Source organism: Nocardiopsis sp. CNS-639 (assembly GCF_000381685.1).
Taxonomy (GTDB): domain Bacteria; phylum Actinomycetota; class Actinomycetes; order Streptosporangiales; family Streptosporangiaceae; genus Nocardiopsis; species Nocardiopsis dassonvillei.
The window spans coordinates 1-26,308 of sequence record NZ_KB906862.1 but is presented as its reverse complement, the minus strand read 5'-3'; the positions used below and the strand labels follow the sequence as shown (position 1 = coordinate 26,308).

At 71.9% G+C, this 26,308-nt stretch carries 19 protein-coding genes; 16 read left to right on the top strand and 3 right to left on the bottom strand.

Annotated features, from left to right (window positions below; all coding sequences use genetic code 11):
- The first annotated feature begins 296 nt into the window (after positions 1–296).
- The gene (locus tag G011_RS0115185) at positions 297–1,436 is read left to right on the top strand and encodes a WD40 repeat domain-containing protein (protein WP_019609223.1); all 1,140 of its coding nucleotides are present in this window, start codon (positions 297–299) and stop codon (positions 1,434–1,436) included.
- A 204-nt stretch (positions 1,437–1,640) separates the two neighbouring features.
- Here G011_RS0115185 and G011_RS0115180 read toward each other — a convergent pair whose 3' ends face one another.
- On the bottom strand, positions 1,641–2,264 hold the full coding sequence (locus G011_RS0115180) for a hypothetical protein (protein ID WP_019609222.1): 624 nt from the start codon (positions 2,262–2,264) through the stop codon (positions 1,641–1,643).
- A gap of 199 nt (positions 2,265–2,463) precedes the next feature.
- On the opposite strand from G011_RS0115180, the gene G011_RS0115175 reads away from it, so the two are divergent.
- Positions 2,464–2,937, top strand: a complete 474-nt coding sequence (locus G011_RS0115175; RefSeq protein ID WP_019609221.1) for a GerW family sporulation protein — start codon at positions 2,464–2,466, stop codon at positions 2,935–2,937.
- 97 nt (positions 2,938–3,034) lie between these two features.
- On the opposite strand, the gene G011_RS0115170 is transcribed toward G011_RS0115175, so the two are convergent.
- Positions 3,035–3,709, bottom strand: coding sequence for a GntR family transcriptional regulator (locus G011_RS0115170; protein ID WP_019609220.1), 675 nt, complete (start codon positions 3,707–3,709; stop codon positions 3,035–3,037).
- Positions 3,710–3,848: 139 nt separating this feature from the next.
- Here G011_RS0115170 and G011_RS0115165 point away from each other — a divergent pair, with 139 nt between their 5' ends.
- Together G011_RS0115165 and G011_RS0115160 are read left to right on the top strand one after the other, a co-directional pair.
- Positions 3,849–5,609 (top strand): IlvD/Edd family dehydratase, encoded by a 1,761-nt coding sequence (locus tag G011_RS0115165; protein ID WP_231391490.1) that lies wholly within the window; start codon positions 3,849–3,851, stop codon positions 5,607–5,609.
- Positions 5,602–7,026, top strand: a complete 1,425-nt coding sequence (locus G011_RS0115160) for a GntP family permease (protein ID WP_019609218.1) — start codon at positions 5,602–5,604, stop codon at positions 7,024–7,026. The genes G011_RS0115165 and G011_RS0115160 overlap by 8 nt, the downstream gene beginning before the upstream one ends.
- A 348-nt stretch (positions 7,027–7,374) precedes the next feature.
- Here the strand turns inward: G011_RS0115160 and eccD are convergent, their stop codons facing one another.
- The gene (gene eccD, locus G011_RS0115155; RefSeq protein WP_026338325.1) at positions 7,375–8,709 is read right to left on the bottom strand and encodes a type VII secretion integral membrane protein EccD; all 1,335 of its coding nucleotides are present in this window, start codon (positions 8,707–8,709) and stop codon (positions 7,375–7,377) included.
- Positions 8,710–8,926: 217 nt separating this feature from the next.
- Here eccD and eccCa point away from each other — a divergent pair, with 217 nt between their 5' ends.
- The 12 genes from eccCa (at position 8,927) to G011_RS0115090 (ending at position 26,111) form a co-directional block, all read left to right on the top strand.
- Positions 8,927–12,892 carry a type VII secretion protein EccCa gene (gene eccCa, locus G011_RS0115145; protein ID WP_369757368.1) on the top strand — a complete coding sequence of 1,322 codons (3,966 nt, stop codon included), beginning with the start codon at positions 8,927–8,929 and terminating at the stop codon, positions 12,890–12,892.
- A 487-nt stretch (positions 12,893–13,379) separates the two neighbouring features.
- The gene (locus G011_RS0115140) at positions 13,380–14,504 is read left to right on the top strand and encodes a hypothetical protein (protein WP_019609214.1); all 1,125 of its coding nucleotides are present in this window, start codon (positions 13,380–13,382) and stop codon (positions 14,502–14,504) included.
- A 263-nt stretch (positions 14,505–14,767) separates the two neighbouring features.
- A complete protein-coding gene (locus G011_RS0115135) occupies positions 14,768–15,103 on the top strand; it encodes a hypothetical protein (RefSeq protein ID WP_013156414.1) in 336 nt (111 codons plus the stop codon).
- Between the two features lie 35 nt (positions 15,104–15,138).
- Positions 15,139–15,429 (top strand): WXG100 family type VII secretion target, encoded by a 291-nt coding sequence (locus G011_RS0115130; RefSeq protein WP_013156413.1) that lies wholly within the window; start codon positions 15,139–15,141, stop codon positions 15,427–15,429.
- 14 nt (positions 15,430–15,443) lie between these two features.
- Positions 15,444–15,788 (top strand): hypothetical protein, encoded by a 345-nt coding sequence (locus G011_RS0115125; protein WP_019609213.1) that lies wholly within the window; start codon positions 15,444–15,446, stop codon positions 15,786–15,788.
- Positions 15,789–15,862: 74 nt separating this feature from the next.
- Complete coding sequence (locus G011_RS0115120) at positions 15,863–18,373, top strand: protein kinase domain-containing protein (protein ID WP_026338323.1); 2,511 nt, start codon at positions 15,863–15,865, stop codon at positions 18,371–18,373.
- A gap of 182 nt (positions 18,374–18,555) precedes the next feature.
- Positions 18,556–19,485, top strand: a complete 930-nt coding sequence (locus G011_RS0115115; protein WP_013156410.1) for an AEC family transporter — start codon at positions 18,556–18,558, stop codon at positions 19,483–19,485.
- A 250-nt stretch (positions 19,486–19,735) separates the two neighbouring features.
- Positions 19,736–21,643 carry a serine hydrolase gene (locus G011_RS0115110; protein ID WP_026338322.1) on the top strand — a complete coding sequence of 636 codons (1,908 nt, stop codon included), beginning with the start codon at positions 19,736–19,738 and terminating at the stop codon, positions 21,641–21,643.
- Positions 21,644–21,932: 289 nt separating this feature from the next.
- Positions 21,933–22,265: a hypothetical protein gene (locus G011_RS0115105; protein WP_019609210.1), complete on the top strand. Its 333-nt coding sequence runs from the start codon at positions 21,933–21,935 to the stop codon at positions 22,263–22,265.
- A 57-nt stretch (positions 22,266–22,322) separates the two neighbouring features.
- Positions 22,323–24,980 carry a hypothetical protein gene (locus G011_RS0115100; protein WP_019609209.1) on the top strand — a complete coding sequence of 886 codons (2,658 nt, stop codon included), beginning with the start codon at positions 22,323–22,325 and terminating at the stop codon, positions 24,978–24,980.
- 53 nt (positions 24,981–25,033) lie between these two features.
- Positions 25,034–25,552: a hypothetical protein gene (locus G011_RS29885; protein WP_036552740.1), complete on the top strand. Its 519-nt coding sequence runs from the start codon at positions 25,034–25,036 to the stop codon at positions 25,550–25,552.
- A gap of 49 nt (positions 25,553–25,601) precedes the next feature.
- Positions 25,602–26,111, top strand: a complete 510-nt coding sequence (locus G011_RS0115090; protein ID WP_081642974.1) for a hypothetical protein — start codon at positions 25,602–25,604, stop codon at positions 26,109–26,111.
- Positions 26,112–26,308 lie beyond the last annotated feature (197 nt).

The following is a 26,308-nucleotide window of genomic DNA, read 5'->3' as shown; positions in this document are numbered from 1 at the left end:
CGGTTCGGCGTAAAGCCGAAATCCCCTGGCACACGGGCGTTCCCGCGTCCCGTTTCCACGGGCCCCGGCGGACCTCTCGCCCGCCGCGCGTCCCTGCGGCCTTCCTCCGGCCGAGAGATCTTCGGACCTAAGGCACCAAAAACTGACAGACAGGCACATAACCTGTCCGAACCCTCCAGAACCATTCCCCACCAGCGGTCTTCTGGGGTTACGGTGGCTGCTGACAACCACACACGCACCGGCCCGGAACCGACGGGCCGTCCTCGCTCACCCCCGTAACACCCCCCAGAGGACCCATGCGCCCCCTCCACCCCGAAGAACCCTCACGGCTCGGGGAACGCCGCCGCCGCTCCCTGCTGCGCGCGGCGGCGCTGGCCGGTGTGGTGGTGCTCCTGGTGAGCGTGGGGCTGTACTCCTTCACCGCCCCCTCCTGGGACCCCGAGGCGGCCGAGGGCGCCGCCGACTGCTCCGCGACCGGATCGGCCGTCTCCGGCAGCCTCGCGCCGACCGGGACCCCGATGACCTCCTTCCCCGAGGACGTGCCGCTCGCGCTGTCCTTCTCGCCCGACGGCTCCGTCCTGGCCGTCTCCCAGATCGACACGGTGACCCTGTGGAACTGGCGGGAGTCGCGCCCCATCGCCCGCATCGACCACGACTCCTCCGCCGTGCCGCCGACCCCGGCGGCGTTCAGCCCCGACGGGTGCCTGCTCGCCTACGGAACCCTCGACGGCGCCACCGTCGTCGATCTGGAGACCGGCAGGAGGCGGGACGTCGGTGAGGAGAGGGCCGTGCGGTCGATCGCCTTCAGCCCCGACGGCTCCTCACTCGCGCTGGGCGTGCGCAGCGACCCCGACGGACGGCACCTGCACCTGCACGACACCCGCACCTGGGAGCTGGAGGCGCGGCTGTCCGGCTCGGGCGTACTGGGCTCGATCAGGTACTCGCTCGACGGCAGCGTGGTGGCGGGCGGCGAGGAGGGCGGCGGGATCGCCGTGTGGGACACCGGGAGCCTCTCGCTGCGGGGCCTGATCCGTGAGCGCGCCGGTGTCGGCGCGGCCTCGTTCGACCTCGTCCCGGACGGCTCGGCCGTGCTGCTCATCCGCTCCGGCTCCGTGTTCCTCGTCGTGCCCGGTACCGGAGCGATCGTCCGCGAGTTCGTTCCCGGCTCGGACGAGGGCATCCTGGTGGACGTCGCGTACAGCGCCGCGAGCGGCCGCGTGTTCGCCGCCCGCCTGGACCCCTCCACCGGCCGCGGCGACATGGTCGCGTGGCGGTACGCCTCGGCGACCGAGGTCGCGCTGGGCCCGGACCTGCCCCGGGTGTTCCCCATGGCACTGTCCCAGGACGGGTCCCGGGTGGCGGGCCTGCGCACGGGGACCGGCGACGTCGCCGTCTACGACACCGAACTGAGCCTGCTCAACGTGCTCACGCCCTGAGCCGGGCCGCGGGCGTGCGGCGGACCCGCTCTCCGAGGTCCCCGGGGAAGAAGTGGGCGGGGGGAGTCACCGCTCCGGGGACGTGGAGGACGTCCGGACCGGCGGGGCCCCCGCCGCGGGAGACCCGGACTCCGTCCCCTACCGGCACGTGTCCGGCCGCCGTTCCCGAACCGGGGCCCGGGCCCGGCTCCCGTTCGGGAGCCGCTACCCGACCGAGGCGAGCAGTTCCTCGGCCACCGTCAGGGCGCCGTCGAGCAGTTCCTCCCGCGCACCGCCCCCCACCTGCTTGTAGCCGACGTGCACCATGACCTGGCCCTCGACCACGGTGACGTCCGCCCCGTCGTCGTCGGAACCGGTGACCGCGAAGTCGCCGAGATCGACCTCGGGGTCGGCCTCCTCCTCGGTGACGCCGGCGAGGGTGCTGTCGACGTAGGGGCCCTCGTGGACCTCCATGTCGTACTGGAGCGTGAACCCGCCCGCCGTGACGAGCAGGCAGGACATGCGCAGCCGGTCGAGGTCCTCCAGGTCGGCGGGGTCGGGACGGCCCGTGGTCCGCTGGGCGTCGCTGCGCATGTCCTCGCCGCCGAGGAGTTCGTCCAGCGTCTCGTCCGAGGGGACGGCGCACAGGTCGTCGGGGGCGAGCTCCATCGGGTCGACCAGCTCGACGGCCTCCTCGGGGGTCCCCTCGGGCGGGGAGGCCTGGGCGTCGGCCGCGGCGGCGTCGGGGGCGTCCGCGGCCTGCTCCGGCTCCGCGCCGCCGCAGGCGGTCAGCAGGAGGGCCATGACCAGTGCGGTCGCGGTCTTCGTCGTGTGGGGCGCAGGGGACACCGGGGGTTTCCTTCCTGGGGAACGCGGACGGCGGACACCATATCGCCCTCCCCTCACGTTCCGTCACACAGCGTCCCGGGCAGCGTCACCTTCCACAGGCCGCGACCCGGTGTCCGGAACAGGCCAGGAACGTTCCGGGCACCTCGGCCGCGTTACACAATGGGGCGGGTACGCAACCGCCACGAAGGGACCCGCCGCCATGCCGGACACCGCCCTGGGCCGCCGCGCCCGCCGCACCAGTCCCGCCCTGTCCGCGCTGGCCAGGCTGATCGAGAACACCGGCGCCTCGGCGCGGTCCTCGTCGGCGTTCGGCGCGGCCGTGGTCGCGGAGGGGTCCACGGTCGTCCCGGTGGCCCGGGTGACCGCGCTGACCATCATGGGCGGTGGTTCCAGCCGCCTGTTCGCCGCGGGAGGGGACGGCGCCGGGGGCAGCGGCTTCGTCCGGGTGCGGCCCGCGGGCTTCCTGCTGATCGACCGGGAGGGGGCGCGGTACCGCCCCATCCGGCAGCCCGCCTCACTGCTCGTCATCCCGCTGGCCGTGGTGACGGCCGCCGCGGCCACCCGCATCGTGGGCGTGTCGCTGCGCGAGGCGCGCCGCCGCCGCGCCCTGACCGCGATGCGGGAGTCCGCCGAGGCCGCGCGGACCCCCTGCGGGACCGGGCGCACCGACTGACCCGCCGCACCGGAGCGGCGTTCAGTCGAGGCGGGCCGTCCCCGTCGGCTCCGCCGGGCCCGTGGCCCGCACGGACGCGCCGACGCGCGTCGGCCGCTCAGGACTCGGCGGGGACCACCCGCTTGAGGTAGGCGTCGCGTGAGGGGATCAGGTGCGCCCGGCACGTGGCCGCCAGGAGGTCGCGGTCTCCCTCGCGCAGTGCGTCCAGCATGCGCCTGTGCTCCTGTCGGCTGAGGTGCAGTGACTCCACCGAGGTCACGGTGACGGACCGGATGGCGTGCGCGACCCTGGCGTACCGGTTGATCGCTTCCGTCAGGGCCTCGTTGCCCGACAGCGCGAACAGTTTCCGGTGGAACCGCATGTTCGCGGTCACCACCGCACGCGGGTTGTTGGCCTCAACCGCGGCATCGTGGCACCGCTGGGCCTCCTCCAGGTCCGCCAGGCGCTCGGGGTCGACCGGGAACTCGATGAGTTCCGCGGCCCGCACCTCCAGCAGGTCGCGCAGGGCGTAGAGGTCCCTGACCTCCTTCGCGGTGAACGACCGGACGAAGGCCCCCGCGTTGGGCCTGCGCTCGACCACCCCCCGCGACTCCAGGATCTGGAGCGCCTGCCGCACAGCGTGCCTCTTGCCGTCGAAGCGCACCATCAACTCGTCCTCGACGAGGCGTTCGCGGGGGAAGCGGACCCCGATGACGATCTCCTCCTCGAGGAGGTCCGCCATCCTCGCCCCGGTCATCCGGGGACCGGTCGCGGCCTCGGCCGTCTCGGGCATCCGTGTGCTCCATTCCCGGCCGCGTGGGCCTTTTCGCTGGTCCCCCGTCCAAAGGTACTTGCGCCGGACACACCTCCTGTGGTTCGCTCTGCGGTGTTCATCACACATATTATCGATAATGAGGGCGATAATGCAGGACATGCCTCCCGGGCTACGGGGAAACCTCACCAACTACGGAGACAGCGGGTTCGCGCTCTTCCTGAGGAAGGCGTTCATCAAGGGCAGCGGCTACACCGACGACGCCCTGGACCGCACCGTCGTGGGCATCGTGGACACGGGCAGCGGGTTCAATCCCTGCCACGGCAACATGCCCCAGCTCATCGAGGCCGTGAAGCGCGGCGTCATGCTCGCGGGCGGCCTGCCCGTGGAGTTCCCCACCATCTCCGTGCACGAGGCGTTCTCCCAGCCCACGAGCATGTTCCTGCGCAACCTGATGTCGATGGACACCGAGGAGATGATCCGCGCCCTGCCGGTCGACGCGGTCGTCCTCATCGGGGGCTGCGACAAGACCGTTCCGGCCCAACTCATGGGTGCGGCCTCGGCCGGGAAACCCGCCATCCAGCTCGTCACCGGGTCGATGCTGACCGGCTCGCACCGCGGCGTCCGGGTAGGCGCGTGCACCGACTGCCGCGCCTTCTGGGGCCGGTACCGGGCCGAGGAGATCGGCGACGAGGAGATCAGCGAGGTCAACGGGAAGCTGGTCGGCAGTGTGGGCACGTGCTCGGTCGCGGGCACCGCCAGCACGATGGCGTGCGTGGCGGAGGCGCTCGGCGTCTCCCTGCCGGGCAGCGCCACCCCTCCCGCCGTCACCGCCGACCGCACGCGCTACGCCGAGATGACCGGCACACGCGCGGTGGAGATGGCCAACGAGGGCCTGAGCATGGACAGGATCCTCACGCGGGGCGCGTTCGAGAACGCCCTACGGGTGCTCCTCGCCCTGGGCGGCTCCACCAACGGACTGGTGCACCTGGCCGCCGTGGCGGGTCGGCTCGGCTACTCCCTGGACCTGGACCGCTTCGACGAGATGAGCAGGGAGACACCGGTCCTGGTCGACCTCAAACCGGCCGGTGACCACTACATGGAGGACCTCCACCGCGCGGGCGGCGTACCCAGGCTCCTCCTGGAACTGCGCGACCTGCTCAACACCGACGAGCTCACGGTCACCGGCCGCACCCTCGGCGAGGAGCTCGACCGGGCCGCCGCGCCCTTCCCGCAGGAGGTGATCCGCGCCCGCTCCGCTCCGGTCTACCCCGCGGGGGGCATCGCGGTGCTGCGCGGCAACCTCGCCCCCAACGGCGCGATCATCAAACAGGCCGCCGCCGACCCCGGGCTCATGGAGCACAGCGGGCGCGCCGTGGTCTTCGAGAACTCCGAGGACCTCGCGCGCCGCATCGACGACGAGGACCTGGACGTGACCCCCGAGGACGTACTGGTCCTGCGCAACATCGGCCCGCTGGGAGCGCCCGGCATGCCGGAGGCCGGATACATCCCCATCCCCCGCAAGCTGGCCCGGCAGGGGGTGAAGGACATGGTCCGCGTCTCCGACGGCCGCATGTCCGGAACCGCTGCGGGCACGATCGTCCTCCACGTCTCCCCTGAGTCCGCCGTCGGCGGGCCGCTCTCCCTCGTCCGGGACGGCGACACGATCCGGCTGAGCGTCGGGGAGCGCCTCATCCACCTCGACGTCCCCGAGGACGAACTCGCCGCACGCGCCCAGGAGGCTCCGGCCGCCGCGGCCGCGCCCCGGCCGGGGCGCGGGTACCGGAAGCTCTACTTCGACCACGTCAACCAGGCCGAGCACGGGTGCGACTTCGACTTCCTGAGGTCGGAGACCGACCGGGGCACCGTCCCCGGCTCCCCCGACGCCCCCGGTGCCGACGGCGGAGGAACGCATGTCTGAGACCGCCTGGATCCTGACGGCCTCGATCCTGGCCGTAGTGCTCCTGCTCCTGCTCATCATCAGGTTCAGGTTCCAGCCCTTCGTGGCCCTGCTGGTCGCCGCGATCGCCTTCGGTCTGGCGACCGGTACCGCTCCGCTCGACCTCACCGAGCAGATCGTCGAGCGCATGGGCGGCGCCCTGGGCCAGGTGGCCCTGATCATCGGGCTCGGCGCCATCTTCGGCGAGGTGCTGCAACGGGCGGGAGCCGCCGAACGCCTCGCCATGACCCTGGTGGAGAGGGTCCCCGAGCGCTACCTCGCCTGGGCCCTGGGGCTGGCCGGTTTCCTCGTCTCGATCGCCGTCTTCATCGACGTCGCGATCGTCATCCTCGTCCCCCTGCTCTACGCGGTCGCCCGGCGTACCGGCCGGTCCCTGCTGTACTACGGCATCCCCCTGTGCGCCGGGCTGAGCGTCACCCACACCTTCATCCCGCCCACCCCCGGGCCGATCGCCACGGCGGGCGTCCTGGGCGCCGACCTCGGCCTCGTCATCGTCTACGGCGTCGTCTGCGGCCTGCCCGCGATGGCGGTGGCGGGCCCGCTCTTCGGCCGGTTCGTCTCCAAGCGGATCTTCGTGCCCGTCCCAGCCGAGGCCGTGAGCGTCACCGAGGCAGCAGCGACGGCGGGGGAAACACCGAAGGCCGGCGGTCCGGGAGCGGGATCCCCCGATTCCAGCGCCACGGGTGACGGCTCCGCCGATCCGCTGCCGAGCTTCGGTTCCGTCCTCGGCGCCCTCCTGCTTCCCCTGGCCCTGATCCTGGGCGGAACCACCAGTAGCCTGCTGCTGCCCGAGGGCGCTCCGGCCGCCGCCGTTCTCGGATTCGTCGGCCACCCGGTGATCGCCCTCCTGCTCACCTGCCTCTACACCCTCTGGTTCTTCGGTGTGCGCAAGGGGCGCTCGGGCAAGGAACTCCAGGAGATGGCGACCAGGGCCCTGGCCCCCGCGGGCGTGATCATCCTGATCACCGGTGCCGGCGGCGTGTTCGGCGGTCTGCTGGTCGACTCCGGCCTCGGCGAGGTGCTGGCCTCGGGGATGCAGCGGATCAACATGCCGATCGTGCTCTTCGGCTTCCTCGCCGCCGCGGTCATCCGCGTCTCCCAGGGATCCGGGACCGTCGCCATGATCACCGGCGCGACGCTGACGGCGCCCCTGCTGGAGACGGTCGGGGCGAGCCCTTCACTCGCGGCGCTGACCTGTGTCGCCATCGCGTGCGGCGGAACAGCGTTCTCCCACGTGAACGACTCGGGCTTCTGGATGGCCAACCGCTATCTCGGAATGTCGGTCGGGGACACGCTCAGGTCGTGGACCGTCATGAAGACCCTGGTCGGGCTGACAGGTCTCACCGTGGCGCTGCTGCTCACCCTGTTCGTCACCTGAGGCGCGGGCCCCGGGCCCGGCGGTGCGGGTCGTCCGACGGCGGGTGTGTCGGGCGGCCCACGCCCGTAGCGGCGGCTCCGCCGAGACCTCGCGGAGCGCGTCAGGCGCAGAACCCGGCCGGACACGGTTGTCGGCGGTCCACCGGGAGGACACCCGCTGGGGAGCACCCGCGAGCCGGGGGCGGATGAGCGCCCCGAGGGGGCGTACCGGCGGCAATCCGTCCAGCCCGCCCGACAGACCGTCGAGAAGCGCAGATCCGAGTGCCGACGGGTTCCCCACCGGGGCGGCGCGCCGGACGCGGACCCTCCGTACGCCCCGCCCGTTCCCGGGGGACTCGCCGTCAGCGGGCTACGAGGTCATCCGCTCCACGAACGCGAACAGGCCCATCCCCCAGGCGAACACCGCGCACATCGCGATGATCACCAGGATCTCCGTCCAGTTGAGGAGGCGGCGCAGCGAGGCCCGCGGCACGTCGGTCAGCCGCACCCAGCTCAGCACGCCCAGCGCGATCCCCGCCACGAGCGCGACCAGCGGCAGCCACGGCGCCAGGAACGCGTACTCGCCGACCGTCGCGACGCCCGCCGCGCCCAGGCCCAGCACCCCCGCCAGGCGCAGCGGCAGCACGTGCCGGATCCGGTCGAACAGCCGCGAGCGCAGCACCAGCAGCAGCGAGAGCAGCGCGCACAGCAGCAGGTCGGGCAGGCCCGTGGCCAGGTAGGCCAGCAGCACGGTCGTCGCGCCGCCGCTCACCGCCGCGCCCAGCACGATGCCCAGCAGGATGCGGTCGGTGTTGCCGAAGGTGTCCTCGAACCGGTCCGTGGTGACCTGCCCCGAGCGCCCCACCTCGTAGTCGAGCCCGGACAGCCCGCCCATCACCATCGCCACGCGCGGCAGCGCGCCCACGCACAGCGCCAGGACCAGCCCCATGGACCGCGCCCCCTGCACCGGCTCCACGAAGACGCCCACCACCACGAGCACTCCGGCCGTCACCGCGAGCACGCCGAGCGCGCAGATGTAGGCCAGCCCCGTCTCGTGCATCGTCCAGCCGATCACCGCCACCAGCAGGGCGCCGGACAGCGCGAAGGCCGCCTGTACCAGGAAGTTCGCGTCGGTCAGCAGGTTCGCGGCGAGCACGGCGGTGACCGCGCCCCACGCGCAGGCCGTCGTGAACAGCACGTGCGCGACGGCGGGAAGCGGCCTGCGCGCGGCGAGGAGCATCACCGCGACCGTGAACAGGGTTCCCGCCGAGGCGATCCCCAGGTGCCAGGCGGACGGGCTCAGCCGCATCATCAGACCCAACAGCAGCAGGGGGCCGATGGCCGCGACGAGGAGGCCGAAGGACAGCGTGGTCGTGGGGTTCCAGATGTGCGCGGTGGCGTCGACGCGGTCCTCGACCGCTCCGCGGACGTCGTCCACGTGCGCGGGCCTGCCCGGCGCGGTGCGGCGGTCCAGCACCAGCACGTCGCCGTCGTAGACGCCCGCGTCCTCCAGCGGCTGGTCGGGGTGGACGGGGTCGCCCTCCACGGTGGTGAGCGTCCACGCGGCGGGTTCGGTGCCCTCCTCCTCGGGTGCGCAGACCTCCAGGATGCGGGGCATCAGTGTGGCCACGGGAACCGTTCCGGGGAGTGCCAGATCGGCCCAGCGTTCCGGTCCGGTCACCGTGACCCGGCAGTATCCACTCACACCAAGAATTCCTTTGTCGTTCGTCGTGGGCGGTTGTCACCCTCGGGGGGAGACGGACGTGAATTAGGCGATTCGCGGGGATCGCGAGATCATTCCTAGCGTAGCCACCCAGACACCAGCCCCCGTAGGCGGACCGAAAGAGATCCCCGTGGCGACGAGACCCGTACCCCGCCCAGCTCGCAGCGTCCCGACCGCCCCCGGGAACACTCCGCTCGTCATCGCGACCCCTCCGCAGATGCCGGAGAACCCGCCCTCGTCGAGTTCCGGCGCCATGATCATCATGCCGATCATCACGGGTTCGGGTTCCTTGCTGATGTCCATCACCATGGGCCACCGCCCCCTGATGGCCGTCGCCGGTGTGATGATCATGATCGCCAGCGTGGTCGTCGGCATCATCATGTTCGTGGCCCAGCACAACGGCCCGCGCAAGCGCATCCGCGAGCAGCGCGAACGCTACGTCGACTACCTCGACCAGCTCCGCGAGATCGTCCGGGACGTGGCCTCCGTCCAGCGCGCCGACAACGCGTTCCGCCACCCCGACCCGCAGCTGCTCGTCGATCCGGCGCGGTCGCGGACGCGCCGGTGGGAGCGGCGGGCCGCCGACCCGGACTTCCTGGACCTGCGGGCGGGCACCGGGACGCGCCCGCTGGCGCGTCGGCTCAGGCTCAAGGTCGACACCTCCTCGCCGCTGATCGTCTACGACCCCGTGTGCCAGGGGGCGGCCGACCAGCTCATCGAGCTGTACGCGAACGTCCCCGAGATGCCGCTGGTCCTGCCGCTGCGCGAGCACGGCGTGGTGTCGGTCGTGGGCGACCGCGAGGCGGCGCGGGGCCTGGCCCGCTCGCTCGTCGCGCAGATGGCCACCTTCCACTCCCCGCACGACCTGCGCATCGGCGTGGTGCGCGACAACAAGCTGCGGTCCCACTGGGAGTGGCTGAAGTGGCTGCCGCACAACACCTTCGACGACGCCAAGGACGGGCCGATGCCCGCCCGTTTCGTCGCGGTCAACACCGTGCAGATCGCCGAACTGCTCTCCGACGAGATCGAACGGCGCACCGTCGACCTCCAGCGGCGCCGCGGCGCCCCGCCCGGCCCGGGCACCCAGCGCCTGGTCGTGGTCCTGGACGGCGAGTACCAGTCGACCCTGTCCGGACTCCACGCCGAACCGCCGGTGACCTCCCTGGCCGACCTGGGCATCCACGTGATCGCCCTGGTGGCGGACCGGCGTGAGGAGCCGGAGGGCGTGGACCTGCGGCTGCGCATCGACGCCGACGGCACGCTGACCGAGGTCACCGAGCACGCCGACACCTCCGAGGACGCCCCGCGCGTCCCGCTGGAGGGCCGCGCGGACCGGTCCGACGTCGCGCACCTGACCTCCCTGGCCCGCATCCTGGCCCCGTACGGCATCGCCGTCACCGACGGCGACGACGCCATGCACGCCACCGTGGGGCTCCCGGAGATCCTGGGCGTGGCCGACGTCGCCCAGCTGGACACCCGGCGGACCTGGCGCAGGCGCAGCACCGGCGACTACCTGCGGGTGCCGATCGGCGTCGGGCCGAGCGGCAACACGGTGCTGCTGGACCTGAAGGAGTCGGCCTTCGGCGGCATGGGCCCGCACGGCCTGGTGGTCGGCGCGACCGGTTCGGGCAAGTCGGAGATGCTGCGGACCATGGTGGCCTCGCTGGTCATCAACCACTCGCCGGAGTCGCTCGCGCTGCTGCTGGTGGACTTCAAGGGCGGCGCGACCTTCGCCGACACCGACCGCCTGCCGCACAGCACCGGCCTGATCACCAACCTGGCCGACGACGACTCGCTGGTCCTGCGGTTCCGCGAGGCCACCTACGGCGAGCTGGTGCGCCGCCAGCAGATCCTCAAGGACGCGGGCAACCTGCCCAACCTGCACGCCTACGAGGCGGCCCGGGAGAACGACCCCGGCCTGGAACCGCTGCCGCACCTGCTGATCATCATCGACGAGTTCTCCGAGCTGCTCACGGCGCACCCCGACTTCGCCGAGCTGTTCGTGGCCATCGGGCGCATCGGCCGGTCGATCGGCGTGCACCTGCTGCTGGCCACCCAGCGCCTGGAGTCGGGCAAGCTCAAGGGCCTGGAGTCGCACCTGTCCTACCGGGTGGGCCTGCGCACGTTCTCCGAGGCGGAGAGCCGCGAGGCCATCGGCGTGGGCGACGCCTACCACCTGCCGCCCGAGCCGGGCTCGGGCTACCTGAAGGTGGACACGTCGGTCTTCGAGCGGTTCAAGGCGGCGATGGTGTCGCAGCCCTACGAGCCGCCGGTCCAGGAGGAGAAGGAGGAGCACGAACCGGTGCTGCCCCTGCTCTCCTTCAACGGGCTGAACAAGGTGACCGGGGCGGGCTCGCTGGTGGAGTCGCTCGTGGAGTCGGTCCGCGGCAGGGGCGAGGGGTCCGGGCGCGGGGAGGACAAGCGCACCACGCTCCAGGTCACGGTGGACCGGCTGGTGGCCTCGGGCGCGGAGAAGGTCCGGCCGATCTGGCTGGAGCCGCTGCCGCGGCTGCTCACCCTCGACAGGGTCCTGGAGGACCTGGGCGAGGGCGAGGACCTGGAGGGCCCCGGAACCGAGCCGCGCCCGTCGGACATGCGGGCCGTCATCGGCCTGACCGACATCCCCCGCGAGCAGCGCGTCGTTCCGGCCGAGATGGACTTCACCGGCGCCGAGGGCAACGTCATCGTGCTGGGCGGGCCCCAGTCCGGCAAGTCGACGCTGCTGCGCACGGTGGTCGCGAGCCTGGCGTGGCGGTACCCGCCGGGCCGCGTGGGCGTGTACGCGATCGACTTCGGCGGCGGCGCGCTCCAGGCGATGGAGGATCTGCCGCACGTGGCGGGCGTGGCCGGACGGGCCGACCCGGAGAAGGTGCAGCGGGTGCTGGTGGACGTGCGCGCCCAGCTGGACCGGCGCCAGCGCGTGTTCCGCAAGTACCGGCTCGACTCCCCCGCCGCGCTGCGCCAGGCGCGCGCGGACGGGACCGTGCCCGCGAACGTGGTGGGCGACCTGTTCCTGCTGGTCGACGGCTGGTCCTCGGTGCGCGACACCTTCGACGAGGCCGACGAGGTCCTGATGGACATCGCGACCCGGGGCCCGTCCCTGGGCGTGCACACGATCCTGACCGGCGCCGCCTCCTCGCAGATCCGGTCCCGGTTGCAGGCGCTGTTCGGCGGCCGGTTCGAGCTGCGGCTGAGCGACCCGATGGACTCGGGGATCGGGCGCAAGGTCGCCGAGGCGCTGCCCAAGGACACCCCGGGGCGCGGCCTGACCGCGGAGGAGCACCACACGCACGTGGCCCTGCCGCGGGTGGACGCGGTGGCCAGCGACGAGGACGTCACCGACGGGATCCGGGACCTGGTCAAGCGGATCGGGGAGCGCTGGCCGCAGAAGGCCGTCCAGGGCGTCAAGACGCTGCCCTCCAAGGTGGAGCTGTCCGACCTGCTCAAGGGCCGCCGGGCGCCCAAGGGACGTGCCGCCGAACTGGTGGTGGGCCTGGCCGAGAGCACGCTGGCACCGGTCACCACGAACCTGTCCCGGGACCCGCACCTGGTGGTGTACGGCGACCCGCAGACCGGCAAGACCACCCTCCTGCGCGGGCTGGTCAAGCAGATCGTGCAGCGCCCGCCCACGGAGATCGGCGTGGTCATGGTGGACTTCCGCCGCAGCCACCTGGAACTGGTCCCGGAGGACCACCTGCTGGCCTACTGCACGAGCGCGGAGCAGACCCAGGCGGTCGCCGCGAACCTCGCGGGTTCGCTGAAGCAGCGCCTGCCGGGACCGGACGTGACCCCCAAGCAGCTGCGTGAGCGCAGCTGGTGGAAGGGCCTGGACCTGTTCATCGTCGTGGACGACATGGACATGCTGGGGGCGAGGGCGAACCCGCTCGCGCCGCTGGTGCCCTTCATCGCGCAGGGCTCCGACCTGGGGTTGCACATCATCGCGGCCCGCCGCACGGGCGGTTCGGCGCGGGCGATGTTCGAGCCGGTGCTCCAGGCGCTCAGCGACATGGCCACGCCGGGCGTGCTCTTCTCCGGAGACCGGATGGAGGGGCGCCTGGCCAACGGCACGGCGTCCAAGCAGCTGCCGGTCGGCCGCGCCCAGCTGGCCCGCCGCGGCCAGCGCCCGGACCTGGTCCAGGTGGGATGGAGCGAACCGCCCGCGTGAGGGGAGGTCCGCGCCGCGCGACGGCGCGCGGTGCGGGCCTTCGGACGGTGCGGGTTCCACCCGGTACGAGCACGGGCCTTCGGACGGTGTCCGGCTCCACGCGATGGCGGCCTTCCCCCGCTGAAGGCCCCGCGCGACACCGGCCTTCCAGGCGGTGCGGATCCCGGCACGGCGCGAGGGGGCCTTCGCATGGCGGGCGTCCGCCGCCGTGGCCGGATGTGGCCAGGCGGACCCGTGTGGTCCACGTGCCCCGGGACGGCGTTCACCGCCCTCCCGGCCCGGGCGGGGCCCGCGTGACGGGCCTGCCCGGCCGCGACCTCGGCGAGGCGCGGCACGGCGGCTCGGCTCCCCGGCCGGGGCGTCGTGTCGTCGCGAACCGGATAATGGGTACCGCGTCCCGGACCGAACCGCGGCGTCCCCCCGGTGATCCCACCCCGTGCCCCCGCGGCCTCCCGACCGACCCCGTCGTCCCCCGAAAGGCGGCTCCATGCGGCGCCCCCTCGTCCTGACCTCGGCAGTGTGCCTGCTCGCCCTGACCGCGTGCACCGACACGTCCGGCGGCTCCGGCGGCGGACCCGGGACCGGAGAGGAACTGGCCGAGGAGGGGCTGTCCGGCCTGGCCCTGCTGCACCGGGGCTTCGAGGGCGGCGACCCGGAGACCGACCAGGTCCTGGTCTTCCACGACCCCGCGACCGGGCAGCCGCTCCAGCGGATCGCGCTGCCCGACGGCGCGGTCGATCCGATGGCCCGGGACCTGCCCGTGCACGCGCAGTTCTCCGCCGACTGGACGTACTTCGCCTACGTCACCGAGGAGCCCAACTCCGTGCAGGTGGCGACGCTCACCGATCCGCAGGAGTCCGGCGCCGAGGAGGTCTCCTACCAGCCGGTCGAGTCCGTGCCCGCCTCGGAGGGGGAGGTCCTGTCCCATCCGGTCATCAACGGCGACCGGCTGTGGTTCGTCTCCGACACCCCCCAGGACGGCGTGCCCCCGCAGGTGCTGTCGGTGCCCCTGGAGGCCCCGACGGGCACACCGAACCAGGAGGGCAGCCTCCTGATCGGCGAGAACCAGCGGCCCAGCGACTGGGCGCTGACCCCGGACGGGTCGCTGCACATCCGCAACAGCGTGCAGACCCGGCAGAGCAACGCCGCCGACGGCGGCACCCTGGTGGTGCGGGAGACGGCGGACAGCGTCGTCAACGCGACCCTCAACGTCGACGGAGGCCAGTGGCAGACCTTCGACAACTCCCCGGTCTGGGGCGGGGGCACCGCGCTGCTGCGCCCGGACGCGCCCGCCGGCGGCGGGGAGCCCCCGGCGGGCGCGTACCTGGTGGCGGTGGAGGGGCAGGGCCACACGGCCACACGGCTGCTGGAGGAGGGCGACGGGCCGGTGGTGCAGTACGCGCCCTCGCCCGAACGCGACGCGGTCCTGCTCCAGACCAGCGGATCCTGGCACCGGGTGGACCTGGCCGGGGGTGAGGTGGGAGAGGCAGCCGAGCTCTTCCCCCGCTTCCACGACTCGTCCATGGACGGCTGGCCGCTGGCGGTGCGCTGGGCGACGGAACCGGTGTCCGCGGACCCGGGCGCGAGCCCCGGCGCGGACGGCGGCCAGTGAGGGCGGCCGGACTCCGGCCAGGGCCGAAACCGTGGCCGGAAGCGGTCAGCCGCCGCGTGCGGGGCACTGCCTGCGATCAGGCCGTTCGCCGCCCGACGACCGATGTCACAAGAAGCGCACCTCCGTTGACCGAAAGGTGCGATCCTTACTATCGTCCGTAATCTCCCCTCTTTACCGTGGCCACACGAATCCCCACGCGAACGCGGCCCGAGACGGAACGAAGAGGCGGCCCCTTCCACCCCCAACTCCCGGGAAAGGCACAGATGTCCCACGCCGGTCTTGAAAACGTCAACAGCCTCGCGGTCGGCGGTGAGCAGCTCGGACAGGAGTCCGAGGGCATCCGCACCCAGATGAACCAGCTCATCCAGGACATGAGCAACGACGCCGACGCCCTCCAGGGCGAGGCCCTCGCCCGTTTCCGCGAGGCCCGCGAGCAGCTCACCGAGCGCTTCGACGAGCTGATGTCCTGGTGCAGCCAGAACGGCATCAAGCTGAACGAGGGCCAGGGGCAGTTCAACATCACCGACTCCGACTCCAGCTCCGACTACTCCCAGGCCGGAAGCGACCTCGGCGGCCTCTCCCGCCCGGTCAACGCCTGAGTCGTCCCCCCACGCTCTCCCCAGAAAGGTTTCCCATGAGTCAGTTCGACGTGTACGGCGACGTCGCGGGCCTCCAGGGCCTGGCCGAGGACCAGCAGGCCCACCTCGGCCGCTTCTCCGCCATCATGAGCCAGATCAACGAGCAGTCCGAGAGCACCGTCAGCCAGTGGGAGGGCTCGGGCAGCGCCCAGTTCCAGGCCAAGGCCACGGAGTTCGACACCCAGTTCTCCGAGGTCAACGCCGCCTTCGCCAAGGTGATCGCCGCGACCAGCAACACCGCGGACAACTACGGCAGGCTGACCCGCTACCTCGACGGACTGTTCTAGTAGGCTGAGCGGCGATGTCGTCCCCATCCCCCGCGTCCGCCCCGGCGGACCCGGATCCGCAGCTCCCCGAGGCGTTCCACTACACGCCCAACGAGGAGAAGTACGTCCTCCAGGCGGACGCCCTGCGGCACCGGCAGCTGCGGTCGGCCCTCATGTACGGTTCGAGCCGGTACTGGCGGCGGCGGCAGCAGGTGTGGCCCGCGGTGATCGGCGGGCTCATCCTGGTCGCGCTGATCTGCGGGGTCATCGCCCTCATCGGGGCCTTCGGCAGGCAGCAGGAGGTCAACGAGGAGCGCGGTTGGGGCGCCCGCCAGCAGACGTTCCAGAGCCCGGCCACCGAGGCGCCCTCGTCTCCGTAGCACCCGGTGCCGCCCTCCCCGTCGTCTGACGGGGATCCTCCACACCACGAACACCACCAGGGGGTCGCTCTCCCATGTCCGGCTCCGAGCACGCCGCCTGGGCGCCCGGTTACGGCAACCCGGCCCTGCTCCGCCAGGGGCGCCGCGCCCGGATCGTGCGGGCCACACGCTCCACGAGCGGTGCCGACGTCGTGCTCAAGGTCCTGCCCGAGCACCTGGGGCGCGCCGAGCTGAACCAGCTGCGCGAGCTCAGCGGGGTTCCCGGTGTGGTCCCCCTGCTGGACGCGGGGACCACCGCCGACGGTGACCTGTTCGTGGTGCTGCCGTTCTACGCGGACGGCTCCTTCGGCGACATGCTCGCCCGGAGGGGGCCCGCTCCGATCCAGGAGGCGGCGGCCGTCTCGCGGAGTGTGGCGGCCGCGCTGGGGTCGATGCACGGGCGCGGGCTGCTGCACGGGGACGTGTGCCCCGGCAACATCCTGCGTGCGGGCCGGACACCGGTGCTGACCGGTTTCGGTTCCGTCCACCGGTCCGGGGAGGCCCTGCCCCCGCCCGACCCGGCGACGGAGTCGTTCCTGCACGCGGCGCCCGAGGCGCTGCGGGGCGAGCCGCGTACGCCCGCCTCCGACGTCTACCAGCTGGCGTCCACCGTCTGGACGATGCTGGTGGGGTACACGCCGTTCTCGTCGACGGACGGAACGCCGTTCGACCCCCGCGGTTACACCGAGCGCGTCCTGACGCAGGACCCCAAGCCTGTTCCCCGCTCCGACATCTCCCGCAAGCTGCGGGGTGTGCTCACCCGGGCGCTGGCCAAGCTGCCCGAGGAGCGCTTCGCGACCCCGGCGGCGTTCGCCTCGGCCTTCGAACAGGCGCGCACGTCACGGCCCGCCACGACGCTGGGCGCGACCGGCGGCCAGGAGCCCCTGAGCGGTGCGCAGGCGCCGATGTCGGGGCCCCAGATCCCCATGTCCGGTGCCCAGACGCCCATGTCGGGGCCCCAGGCCCCCGTGTCCGGCGCCCAGACGCCCATGGAGGACTTCCAGCCCCCGACCACGGACACGCGGACCCCGCACACCGGACCCCAGCACCCGATGGCACCGCCCCAGGTGCCCATGTCCGGTCCCCAAGCGCCCATGTCGGGGCCGCAGATCCCCGTGTCGGGCCCCCAGAGCCCGGCGTACGCGCCGGATCCGGCGGCACCGCGGCCTCCGGCCTCCGGTCCGCAGCAGCCGGTGCCGGATCCCGAAGCCCCCGTGTGGGAGCAGCGCCCCCACACACCGGATCCGCAGACGCCCGTGTCGGGCGGCCAGACGCCGATGAGCGGACCCCAGACACCCATGTCGGGGCCGCAGACCCCCGTGTCCGGCACCCAGACGCCCATGGAGGACTTCCAGCCCCCGACCACGGACACGCGGACCCCGCACACCGGACCCCAGCTCCCGCCTCCGCCGTACGCCGCTGGCCCCCAGCAGGACGCCTACACCCCCTGGACGGGCCCCCAGACCCCTCCCCCGGCACCTCCCGGACCGCAGACCCCGCCCGGCACGGACACCCCGCCCTCCCCCGCCCTCCCGTCCTCGGGTCCGCAGAACCCTCCCGCCACGGCCTGGTTCCGGCCCTCGGGCCCCCAGGCCTCGCACGCGCCCGCCGCGCCGCACGTCCCGCCGCACGCACCGCCGCCGTTCCCCGGGGAGGCGGCCCGGCACCCGGCGACCGGACCGCAACAGCCGCAGCCTCAGCGGTCACGGGAACTCAGGCCCCGGCCCACCGGGTTGGAGGGGAGCAGGCTCCCGGCCGTCGACGCGGGCGGCACCGCCGAGATCATGATGGCCAAGCTGCGCGGCGAGGAGATCTCCGCGCTGCGCGCCTGGTCGCGTCTGGAGGGCTGGACGGGCACCGCCGAATCCTCCGCCCTGCCCGTGGACGAGTCCGCGCGGACCGAGGACGACACCCCCTCCTGGGGCCCCGTGCCCGAGACCGAACAGCACCAGCCGCGGTGGCGCCGCCACCTCCACATCGCCGTGACCGTGTGCGGCATCCTCATGGTCACCAGCGTCTCCGGGGCGTTCGCCGCGCTGGAGTCACCGGCCCCGGTCGTCGCGGCCGCCGAGCAGGAGGCCGAACCGGAGCCCGCGGCGGACGAGGAGGCCGCCGAACCGGTCGTCGACCCCTCGGCACCGCCCGAGGTCTCCGCGCCGACCGGCGTCGTCCTGGCGGACAGCCTCAACGCCGTCGAACTCAGCTGGACCGACAACAGCGGCGGCACCGCCTCCTTCTTCGTGCTGGGCGGCCCCTTCGGCCACGAGGCCGCCACCCTGGCCCGGACCGGCCCCGGCGTGGTGACCGCGCAGGTCGCCACCGGCTACACCGGCATGGAGTACTGCTTCACGGTGATCGCCGTGGACGGCTCCGCGTCCGCCGCCGAGGAGGTCTGCACGACCCGCGCCGCGGACCGCGCCGAGGCCGAGGCCGAGCGCCTGGCCGAGGAGGAGGCCGCGGAGGAGGAGGCCGCCCGGGAGGCGGAGGAGGAGGCCGCCGAGGAGGAGCCCTCACCGTCCCCCGATCCGGAGGAGCCCGCGGAGTGAGGCGCCGCGCCGAAACCCGTACCTCCCCGGGAGCGGCCGCGTCCCGAAACCCCCGCCGCGCACGGCGAACCCCGCCTTAGACCACCGAAGGCACACACCGGTGTGATCTGGGACGTATCGCCGAAACCCGACCTCGGATAGCGTCTTCGGGTTGTGTCGCGCGTGCGCAGTGGGGGCGCCTCTTGTCCGGGGTCTTGATCGGTTTCGGTGTCATCACCAGCATCGTCGTCATCGGCTACATGCTCGGGCGCATCCCGCTCCTCGGCCCGGGGGCCAGGGAGGTGCTCAGCAAGCTCGCCTTCTACGTGGCCAGCCCCGCGCTGCTGTTCACGATCCTGGCCGACGTCGACCTCTCCGTCCTGGTGTCCGGGCCGGTCCTGGTCAGCGTCATCAGCGTGGCCGTCGTAGCGTTCGCCTTCGTCGTGTTCGGGCTGGTGCGGCGCCAGGGCGTCGGACCGACCACGGTCGGCGCGCTCGCGTCCTCGTACGTCAACGCGGGCAACCTGGGCATCCCCATCTCCGTCTACGTGCTCGGCGACGCGTCCCTGGTCGCGCCCATCCTGCTCACGCAGCTCCTGGTGCTGGCCCCGGTCGGCCTCACCCTCCTGGACCTGGCCGACGGCGACGTGCGCGGAGTGGGCCCCGTCTTCCGGCGGGCGCTGGGCACGCCGGTCCGCAACCCCGTGGTGATCGCGTCGCTGGCGGGCGTGGCCGTCTCCGCCTCGGGCTGGGTGCCGCCCGAACCCCTGATGGAGCCCTTCCACCTGATCGGCGGCATGGCCGTCCCCGCCATGCTGCTGGCCTTCGGGATCTCCCTGCACGGCAGCCCGTTCCCCGGCCGGGGTCCGGAACGGGTGCCGATGCTGTTCGCCGTGGCGCTCAAGTCCGTGGTCCAGCCGCTGGCGGCGTGGGCCCTGGGCGCCCTGGTCTTCGACCTGGACGCCTCCAGCCTGTTCTCCGTGGTCGTGCTGGCGGCCCTGCCCACGGCCCAGAACGTCTTCAACTACGCCACCCAGTACCGCACCGGCGAGGTGATGGTCCGCGAGGTGGTGCTCGTGACCACCTTCCTCACCATTCCCGCGCTGCTCACTGTCACCTTCCTGCTGGGGTGAGCCGGGGCGGAGTCCGCCCCGGGCCGTCCCGGAGCGGCTGAGCGGCGCGTCCGGACCTCCTCACGCCCGGAACGCCTCCCCGCGCCCGGGCACGAAGCCGACCCGTCCCGGAGGCCGGTCGAGGAGGCGCCGCGTCCGCGCGTCCGGTGGTGCAGCTGGCTGTAGTACCGGAACGCCCGTCCGCACCAGTGCTCCGAACAGCGCCGAATCCTAGGTTCGAGGGGTAGCGAAAACACCCCGGGAGCCCCTGATGCCACGAGTTCCACGCGTCCTGCCGATGCTGGCCGCACCCCTGATGATCGCCGCCGTCCTGGCGCCCGGGGCGGCCTCGGCCGCCGCCGCGCCCGGCGCCGCGGCCCCGCCGACCGCCCCGGCCGAGGCCGTGCCGCTCAACCCCGAGACCGCGCGGGAGTTCGTGGACACCCGCGTCGCCGAACTGCTGGAGGAGCACGGGGCGCCCGGCGTCGCCGTGACCGTCGTGGCCGGGGGCGAGCAGGTCGCCTCCGCCTCCCACGGGTACGCCGACCTCGCCACCCAGACCCCCATGGACCACACGGTCCACACGCTTCCCACCGGCTCGGTGTCCAAGTCCTTCACCGCGGCCGCCGCCCTCCTCCTGGCCGAGGAGGGTGAGATCGACCTGCACGAGGACGTCAACACCTACCTGCCCGAGGCCGCCCGGCTGCCCATGGACGGCGTCACGATGCACCACCTGCTCACCCACACCGCGGGGTTCGCGGAGGTGTTGGACTTCCCCTCGGCCGGAGACACCGAACGGCACCTGGACCTGGAGGAGGTGTACAGCACCCTCAAGCCCGAGGAGCTCTACGAGCCCGGTCGGTTCACCGCCTACTCCAACCACGGGAACGGCCTGGCCGGGTACGTCGTCCAGGAGGTGAGCGGCCAGCCCTTCGAGGAGTACGTCGCCCAGAACCTGTTCGAGCCGCTGGGCATGGACAGGAGCGCGTTCCTCCAGATCTACGACGCCCGCGAGGTCTACGAGGTCCCGGCGTTCCACCTGCCCGACGGCAGCGAGGCCGGGGACCTGCACGTCTCCCAGGCCCCCGCGGGCGCCTCCCTCGCCTCGACCGACGACATGGCCCGGTTCATGCTGGCCCTGCTGGGCGACGGCGAGATCGACGGCGAGCGCGTGCTGCCCGCCGGGGTGGCCGAGCAGATGCTGGCGAGCCAGCACGAGACCCACCCGGAGGCCCCCGCGGTGGGCTACGGCACCTACCAGTGGCGGGGCGGGGACTCCCCGGTCATCGGCCACGCCGGCGACCTGGACGGCATGCACACCGCCTACACCCTGATCCCCGGGATCGACGCCGGGATGTTCGTCGCGGTCAACGGCGACGACTCCGTCGCGGGAAACCCCCTGGAGGACCTGCGGATGACGGTGGCCCAGGAGTTCTGGGACACGTTCGACCCGCAGGCCGCGCCGTCCGGGGAGGCCGACACCGGCGCCGACCTCGGCGCCTACACGGGCACCTACGTCAGCAGCCGCCGCTCCGCCAGCGGGCCCGGCCAGATCGTCTCCCTCTTCGACAACATGACCGTGCGCGACGCCGGGGACGGCACCCTCTCCGTCAGCGGCTCGATGGCCGCGGACGACCGCTGGCTGCCCCTCGGCGGGGGACGGATGGCCGCGCAGAACGGCGCGGACCGGCTGACCTTCCTGGAGGAGGGCGGCGAGGTCGTCGCCCTGGCCACGGACACCAACGCCACCCAGGTCTACGAGCGGACCACCCTGCTGACCAGCCCGATCACGCACGGCGTGATCGCCGCCGCCGGACTGCTCGTCCTGTTCACCGCGTTCGTGCAGTTCCGCCGCGCACCGGACCGGTTCACCGTCCTGGCCCGCGCGCTGGCCTCGCTGACCGCGCTGAGCTGCTTCGTCGCCGTCGGACTCGTCGCGTACGGACTGTTCGACAGCCACACGCTCCAGCAGTGGATCTTCAGCGAGTCCCTCGCGCTCACCCTGCCGCTCGCCGTCGCCGTCCCGCTCACCCTGGCCACCGCGGCCGTGGCCGTGACCGCCTGGGTCAGGGGGTGGCTGCGCCCGGCCGGGCGGATCCACCTCTCCCTGGTCGTCCTGGCCGCGACGGCCGTCATCCTGACGGGGGCCCAGTACGGCTTCGTGTGGCTGGTGGCCTGAGCGGGCCCGGGTCCGGAGCCCCGTCCTGGCTCCGGACCCGCCCCGGACCCCGGCGTCGGCTGAACAAGGAGCTAACATCCCGGGGCGAAAGGTACACATGCGGCGCCTATCCAGGTAGCATCCCCACAGTTCAGGGGATCGGCGGAACTCCTGCCCCCGTCCGCGCGTCCCACCCGTCATCCGGACCCGTTCCGGCGGCCCCGACGGCCGCGGACGGGCCTTCCGCGCGGGGAGGGCGCCGTGCCCCCTCCCCGCGGGTCCCGCGTTCGAGGAGAGAGGAGACCCCCACATGACCACCGAAGCGGGCGGCAACCCGATCGAGGGGATGCGGGGCGGCGAGTACGCCGAAACACTCGCGGCCGCCATGGCCGGACTCGCCGACGCGTTCGACCTCCTCATGGAGGACGCCGAGAGCGTCTCGGGCCACGACGACGTCAGGGCCGGGTTCAGCGCGTTCAAGGAGAACACCGCGCAGGCGCTCATCGACGTCCAGTCGCTCGGCCTGTCCCTGGCCGACAACGTCCAGGCGGGCGCCGCGGAGATCGCGCAGAACGACCTGGACAGCTCGGAGGACTTCGACCACCCCTGGGAGTCCCACCGGGACATCAACTTCGGGGGCTGACGGCGCCCTCCCCCTCCCCACTCCGTACCCGCCTCCCCCGCCCCTCCGAGGAAGACCGTGGCAACCTTCTCTCTCGTCTTCGTCCCCCGCGACTTCCACTACGACTCCAAACCCGTCTACGACTGCGCGGCGGACCTGGAGGTCCTCAACGCACGACTCCTCGGCCGCGCCGACGACCTCAGCGGGAGTTTCGACTCGGCCGCGGGCGAGTTCACCGACGTCATCGCCTGGGACATCCGGAGCCTGTCCGAGGAGGACCTGCAGAACTGGCGGGACGCCGCCGTCTCGGTCACCTACGCGGCCTCGGTGGCCGAGAGGTGGGGGGACATCGTGAAGGCCTTCCACGAGGAGCGCGACTCCCAGGTCACCACCTGGGAGAGCAGCAGGACGGAGAAGGAGAACGCCGTCCCCGCCAAGTACAAGGACGACCACATCACCTCGTCCCACCCCCAGGCCGACGGCTTCCTCTGGACGGACTGGGGCGCGGGGGACGAGGCACGGTGCCGGGCCCTCTACGACGAGCTCGCCACCGTGCAGGAGGGGCTCATCAGCCAGGAGCAGACCAACTGGCAGAAGCTCCAGGACGGTGCCGAGGACGTCCGGACGATGCTCGAACAGGGTCCGACCCCGGAGAACGTCCGCAAGCTCATGGACACGGGCAACGCCAACTGGGCGTTCCTCAACCTGGACCCCTCCCGCTACTCCTCGCTCATCGACGACAGCGAGCTCACGCCCGAGAACGCCGAGCAGTACGCCGACGAGCTCGCCGCCTACTGGTCCGGTGACAAGCCGCTGGACGACCGCTACCACGAGATGATGCTCGTGCTCACGATGGTGGGGACCGGCGCCCGGCAGAACCAGCAGGACGGCACGGAGCTCAGCCCCGAGGAGATCGCGTTCCTGGAGGAGTTCTACGCCCAGCTGGAGGAGCCCTACCGCAGGGACGGGGTCGGGGCGGGCATCATGGTCTACCCCGACCTCATGAACGAGTCCGACATGAGCGACGAGGAGCGGGAGGACGCCCTCGGCGTCCTCGGCAACGGGCTGCTCGCGCTCTCGGACCCCGCGCTCGGCGGAGGGTACGACAACCTGCCCGAGAGCTTCCGGTACGCCGTCGAGGGCTCCTGGATCAACCCCGACGCCGAGAACAAGCTCCCCGGAACGCCCGTGAGCATGGGGATGGACATGAAGGCGCTCTCCGCCTTCATGGAGCACACGGACGAGGGCCTCCAGGGCGGCTACGGGCTGTCGACCAACCTGCACCTGACCACCGGCGCGTTCCTCGACGCCTGGGGCGACGACCCCGACCCCGACGGTGTGCTGCCCGACTCCGAGCAGGTCTCCCACATCATCGACGTGGCCAGCCGCAACACCGACGCCAACTACTACATGCTCACCGGCGAGCACATCGACACGGAGGAGGGCGTCGACCACGGCGACGAGGCCCTGCGCACGCGGGCGCTGGAGGGCACGCTCACCCACGAGTGGCACGACGACGGCCGCACCGCGCGCCAGCTCACCGACTGGCTGGCCGAGGACATCCACAGCGAGGACCCCGACGTGCGCCAGCGGGCCGGGGACGGTTTCGCCGGGTTCATGGAGACCATCACCGAAGCGGAGATGCACGAGGCCCTCGTCAACACCGGCGTGGACGTGACCGAGGGAGACAACGAGTACTCCGACGCCTCGTTCACCCAGTTCAACGGGGAGCTGGCCGACAGCCTCGCCGACATCTTCGACGCGCACATCTACAGCTTCGCCAACGGGCAGGTGCTGGACGGCAACGACGTACCGAACTCGGGTATCGGGGAGTTCGAGGCGGACACGAGCTTCGTGAACATGGGGCCCGACGAGCGGGCCATGTACATGCAGCTCCTCATGGGCAACGACGAGGCCGCCGGGCGCGTGGTCAACTCCGTGGACGCCTACCAGCAGATCGAGTCGATCGCCTTCCTGGAGACCGGTAACGAGGCGACCGCCGCGGACGGGGCCGGACAGCTCCAGGGTCTGCTGGAGCGGGCCCTGTGGCTGGAGTCGCAGGACCGCAGTGCCGATCTCGACAAGACGATCGAGCGCAGGACACAGATCGCCGAGTTCGTCGTGGGCGAGGCAGGGGGCCTGTCCGAGAAGATCCCGGTCATCGGCACGGCCGTGTCCAAGGGGCTGGAACTCGGTCAGGACAGCATCGTCAACGCGATCGTCAACGGCGACTACGAGGTCACACCGCGGTTCCCCGTCTACACCAGTGAGGACTCCATCAACCGGAACTTCCGGATGGAGACCCTCGACTACCTGGCGCAGAACAACCCCCAGGCGTTCCAGGACAACACCCAACGCGGTGATTTCAGGGTCCTGGTCGACAGCGGCGTGGTGACCGTCGAGCGCAACGGCCAAGTGCTCGACGCCTCCGACATCACCAACGACTTCGCCTTCGAGGAGGGCGTGACGATCAACGTCGCGAAGGACACCGACTGGTCACAGTTCGTGGGCGATGACGAAGGCGCCATCGACGATGCGCTCTCCGGCATCATGGAAACGACGCACATACACAGCCAGTACGTCGATGCGCACGGAGAGACCGTCGAACGCGATGGCCCCGGCAATATGTGGGTGAACGACTTCACCAGCGAGTACACGAGCGCCTATGACGAGACGAGGGAGTACTTCAACGGCGATGTCGAAGGTTTCCGGGACCCCGACGAGCCCCAGGAATGAGAACCGATGGCTCACCGCACCGATCGCACACCCGACTCGCCCCGGAGGGACCGTTGACTCTTCGTAAGGGCCGTACGCCCGCTTTCCTGGTGGCCGCACTGTCCACATGCACGGCTCTGACCGCGTGTACCGCGTCCGAGCCCGAGTCCGAACCCGAACGGGGAGGACTGCCGCCGGGCTACGTCTCCCAGTCGTGGGTCGAACGGGAGACCAGGCTGCGCACTCTGGACCGCATGCTGGTCGAGAACGACCAGGAGGATGTCCTCGAGAACAGCACCGCCAGCCGAGAGAGGCTCTTCGACACCCGGATCCTCCAGGAAACCGAGGACGGATACACCGTCGAACTGGACAAGGACGAATGGCGCACCGAGGAGGCCGGTCCTCTCAACAGGGTCGACGCCGCCCTCGTCGATGCCATGGACTTCAACGAGGTCACCTGGTGCGGCGAACCCGTCAGCGGAGACGAATTCGTCAACGCCTACATGGACGAACACTGGGAGACCCTCGACTCCCACGAGGAGTACACGGCCAGCATCGCCGACTACGTCGACTGCGGGGACGGCACCCCGTAGCCTTCCCGGGGCTGACCGGGCCCGCACCAGAACCGTCCCGGAGAAACCGTTGACTCGTCACGAGGGCCATGCGCCCGCCTTCCTGGCAGCCGCCCTGGCCGTGTGCGCGGCCCTGACCGCGTGCTCCGCGTCCGAGCCAGAACCGGAAGGAAGTCCTCCGGCGGACAGCGTCTCCCGCTTCTGGGTCGAACGGGAGGCCATGGTGCGCACACTCGACCGCATGCTCGCCGAGAATGGTCCCGAAGAAGTCGTCGCGGACATCGGCGGCAGCCGGGACAGGCTCCTCGACAGCGGTATTCTCCGGCAGACCGAGGACGGATACACCGTCGAACTCGACAAGGACGCGTGGAGCACCGAGGGGGTCGACGGCACCTCGAGGATCGATGACGCCCTCATCGACGCCATGGAGGCCAACGAGGTCACCTGGTGCGGCGAACCCGTCAGCGGCGACGAGTTCGTCGACGCCTACATGGACGAGTTCTGGGAGACCCTCGACACCCACGAGGAGTACACGGCCAGCATCGCCGACTACGTCGACTGCGGGGACGGCACCCCGTAACCCTCCGGGACCGCACCGGGCCTACATCACCACCGCCCTGGGAGGAAACGCTGACCCGTCGTGAAGCCCGTACGCCCGCTTTCCTGGCAACCGTACTGTCCATGTGCGCAGCGCTGACCGCATGCTTCACAGCTGAGCCAGAACCTGAAAGGGGAGGGCTGCCACCGGACTACGTTTCGCAGTTCTGGGTCGAACGG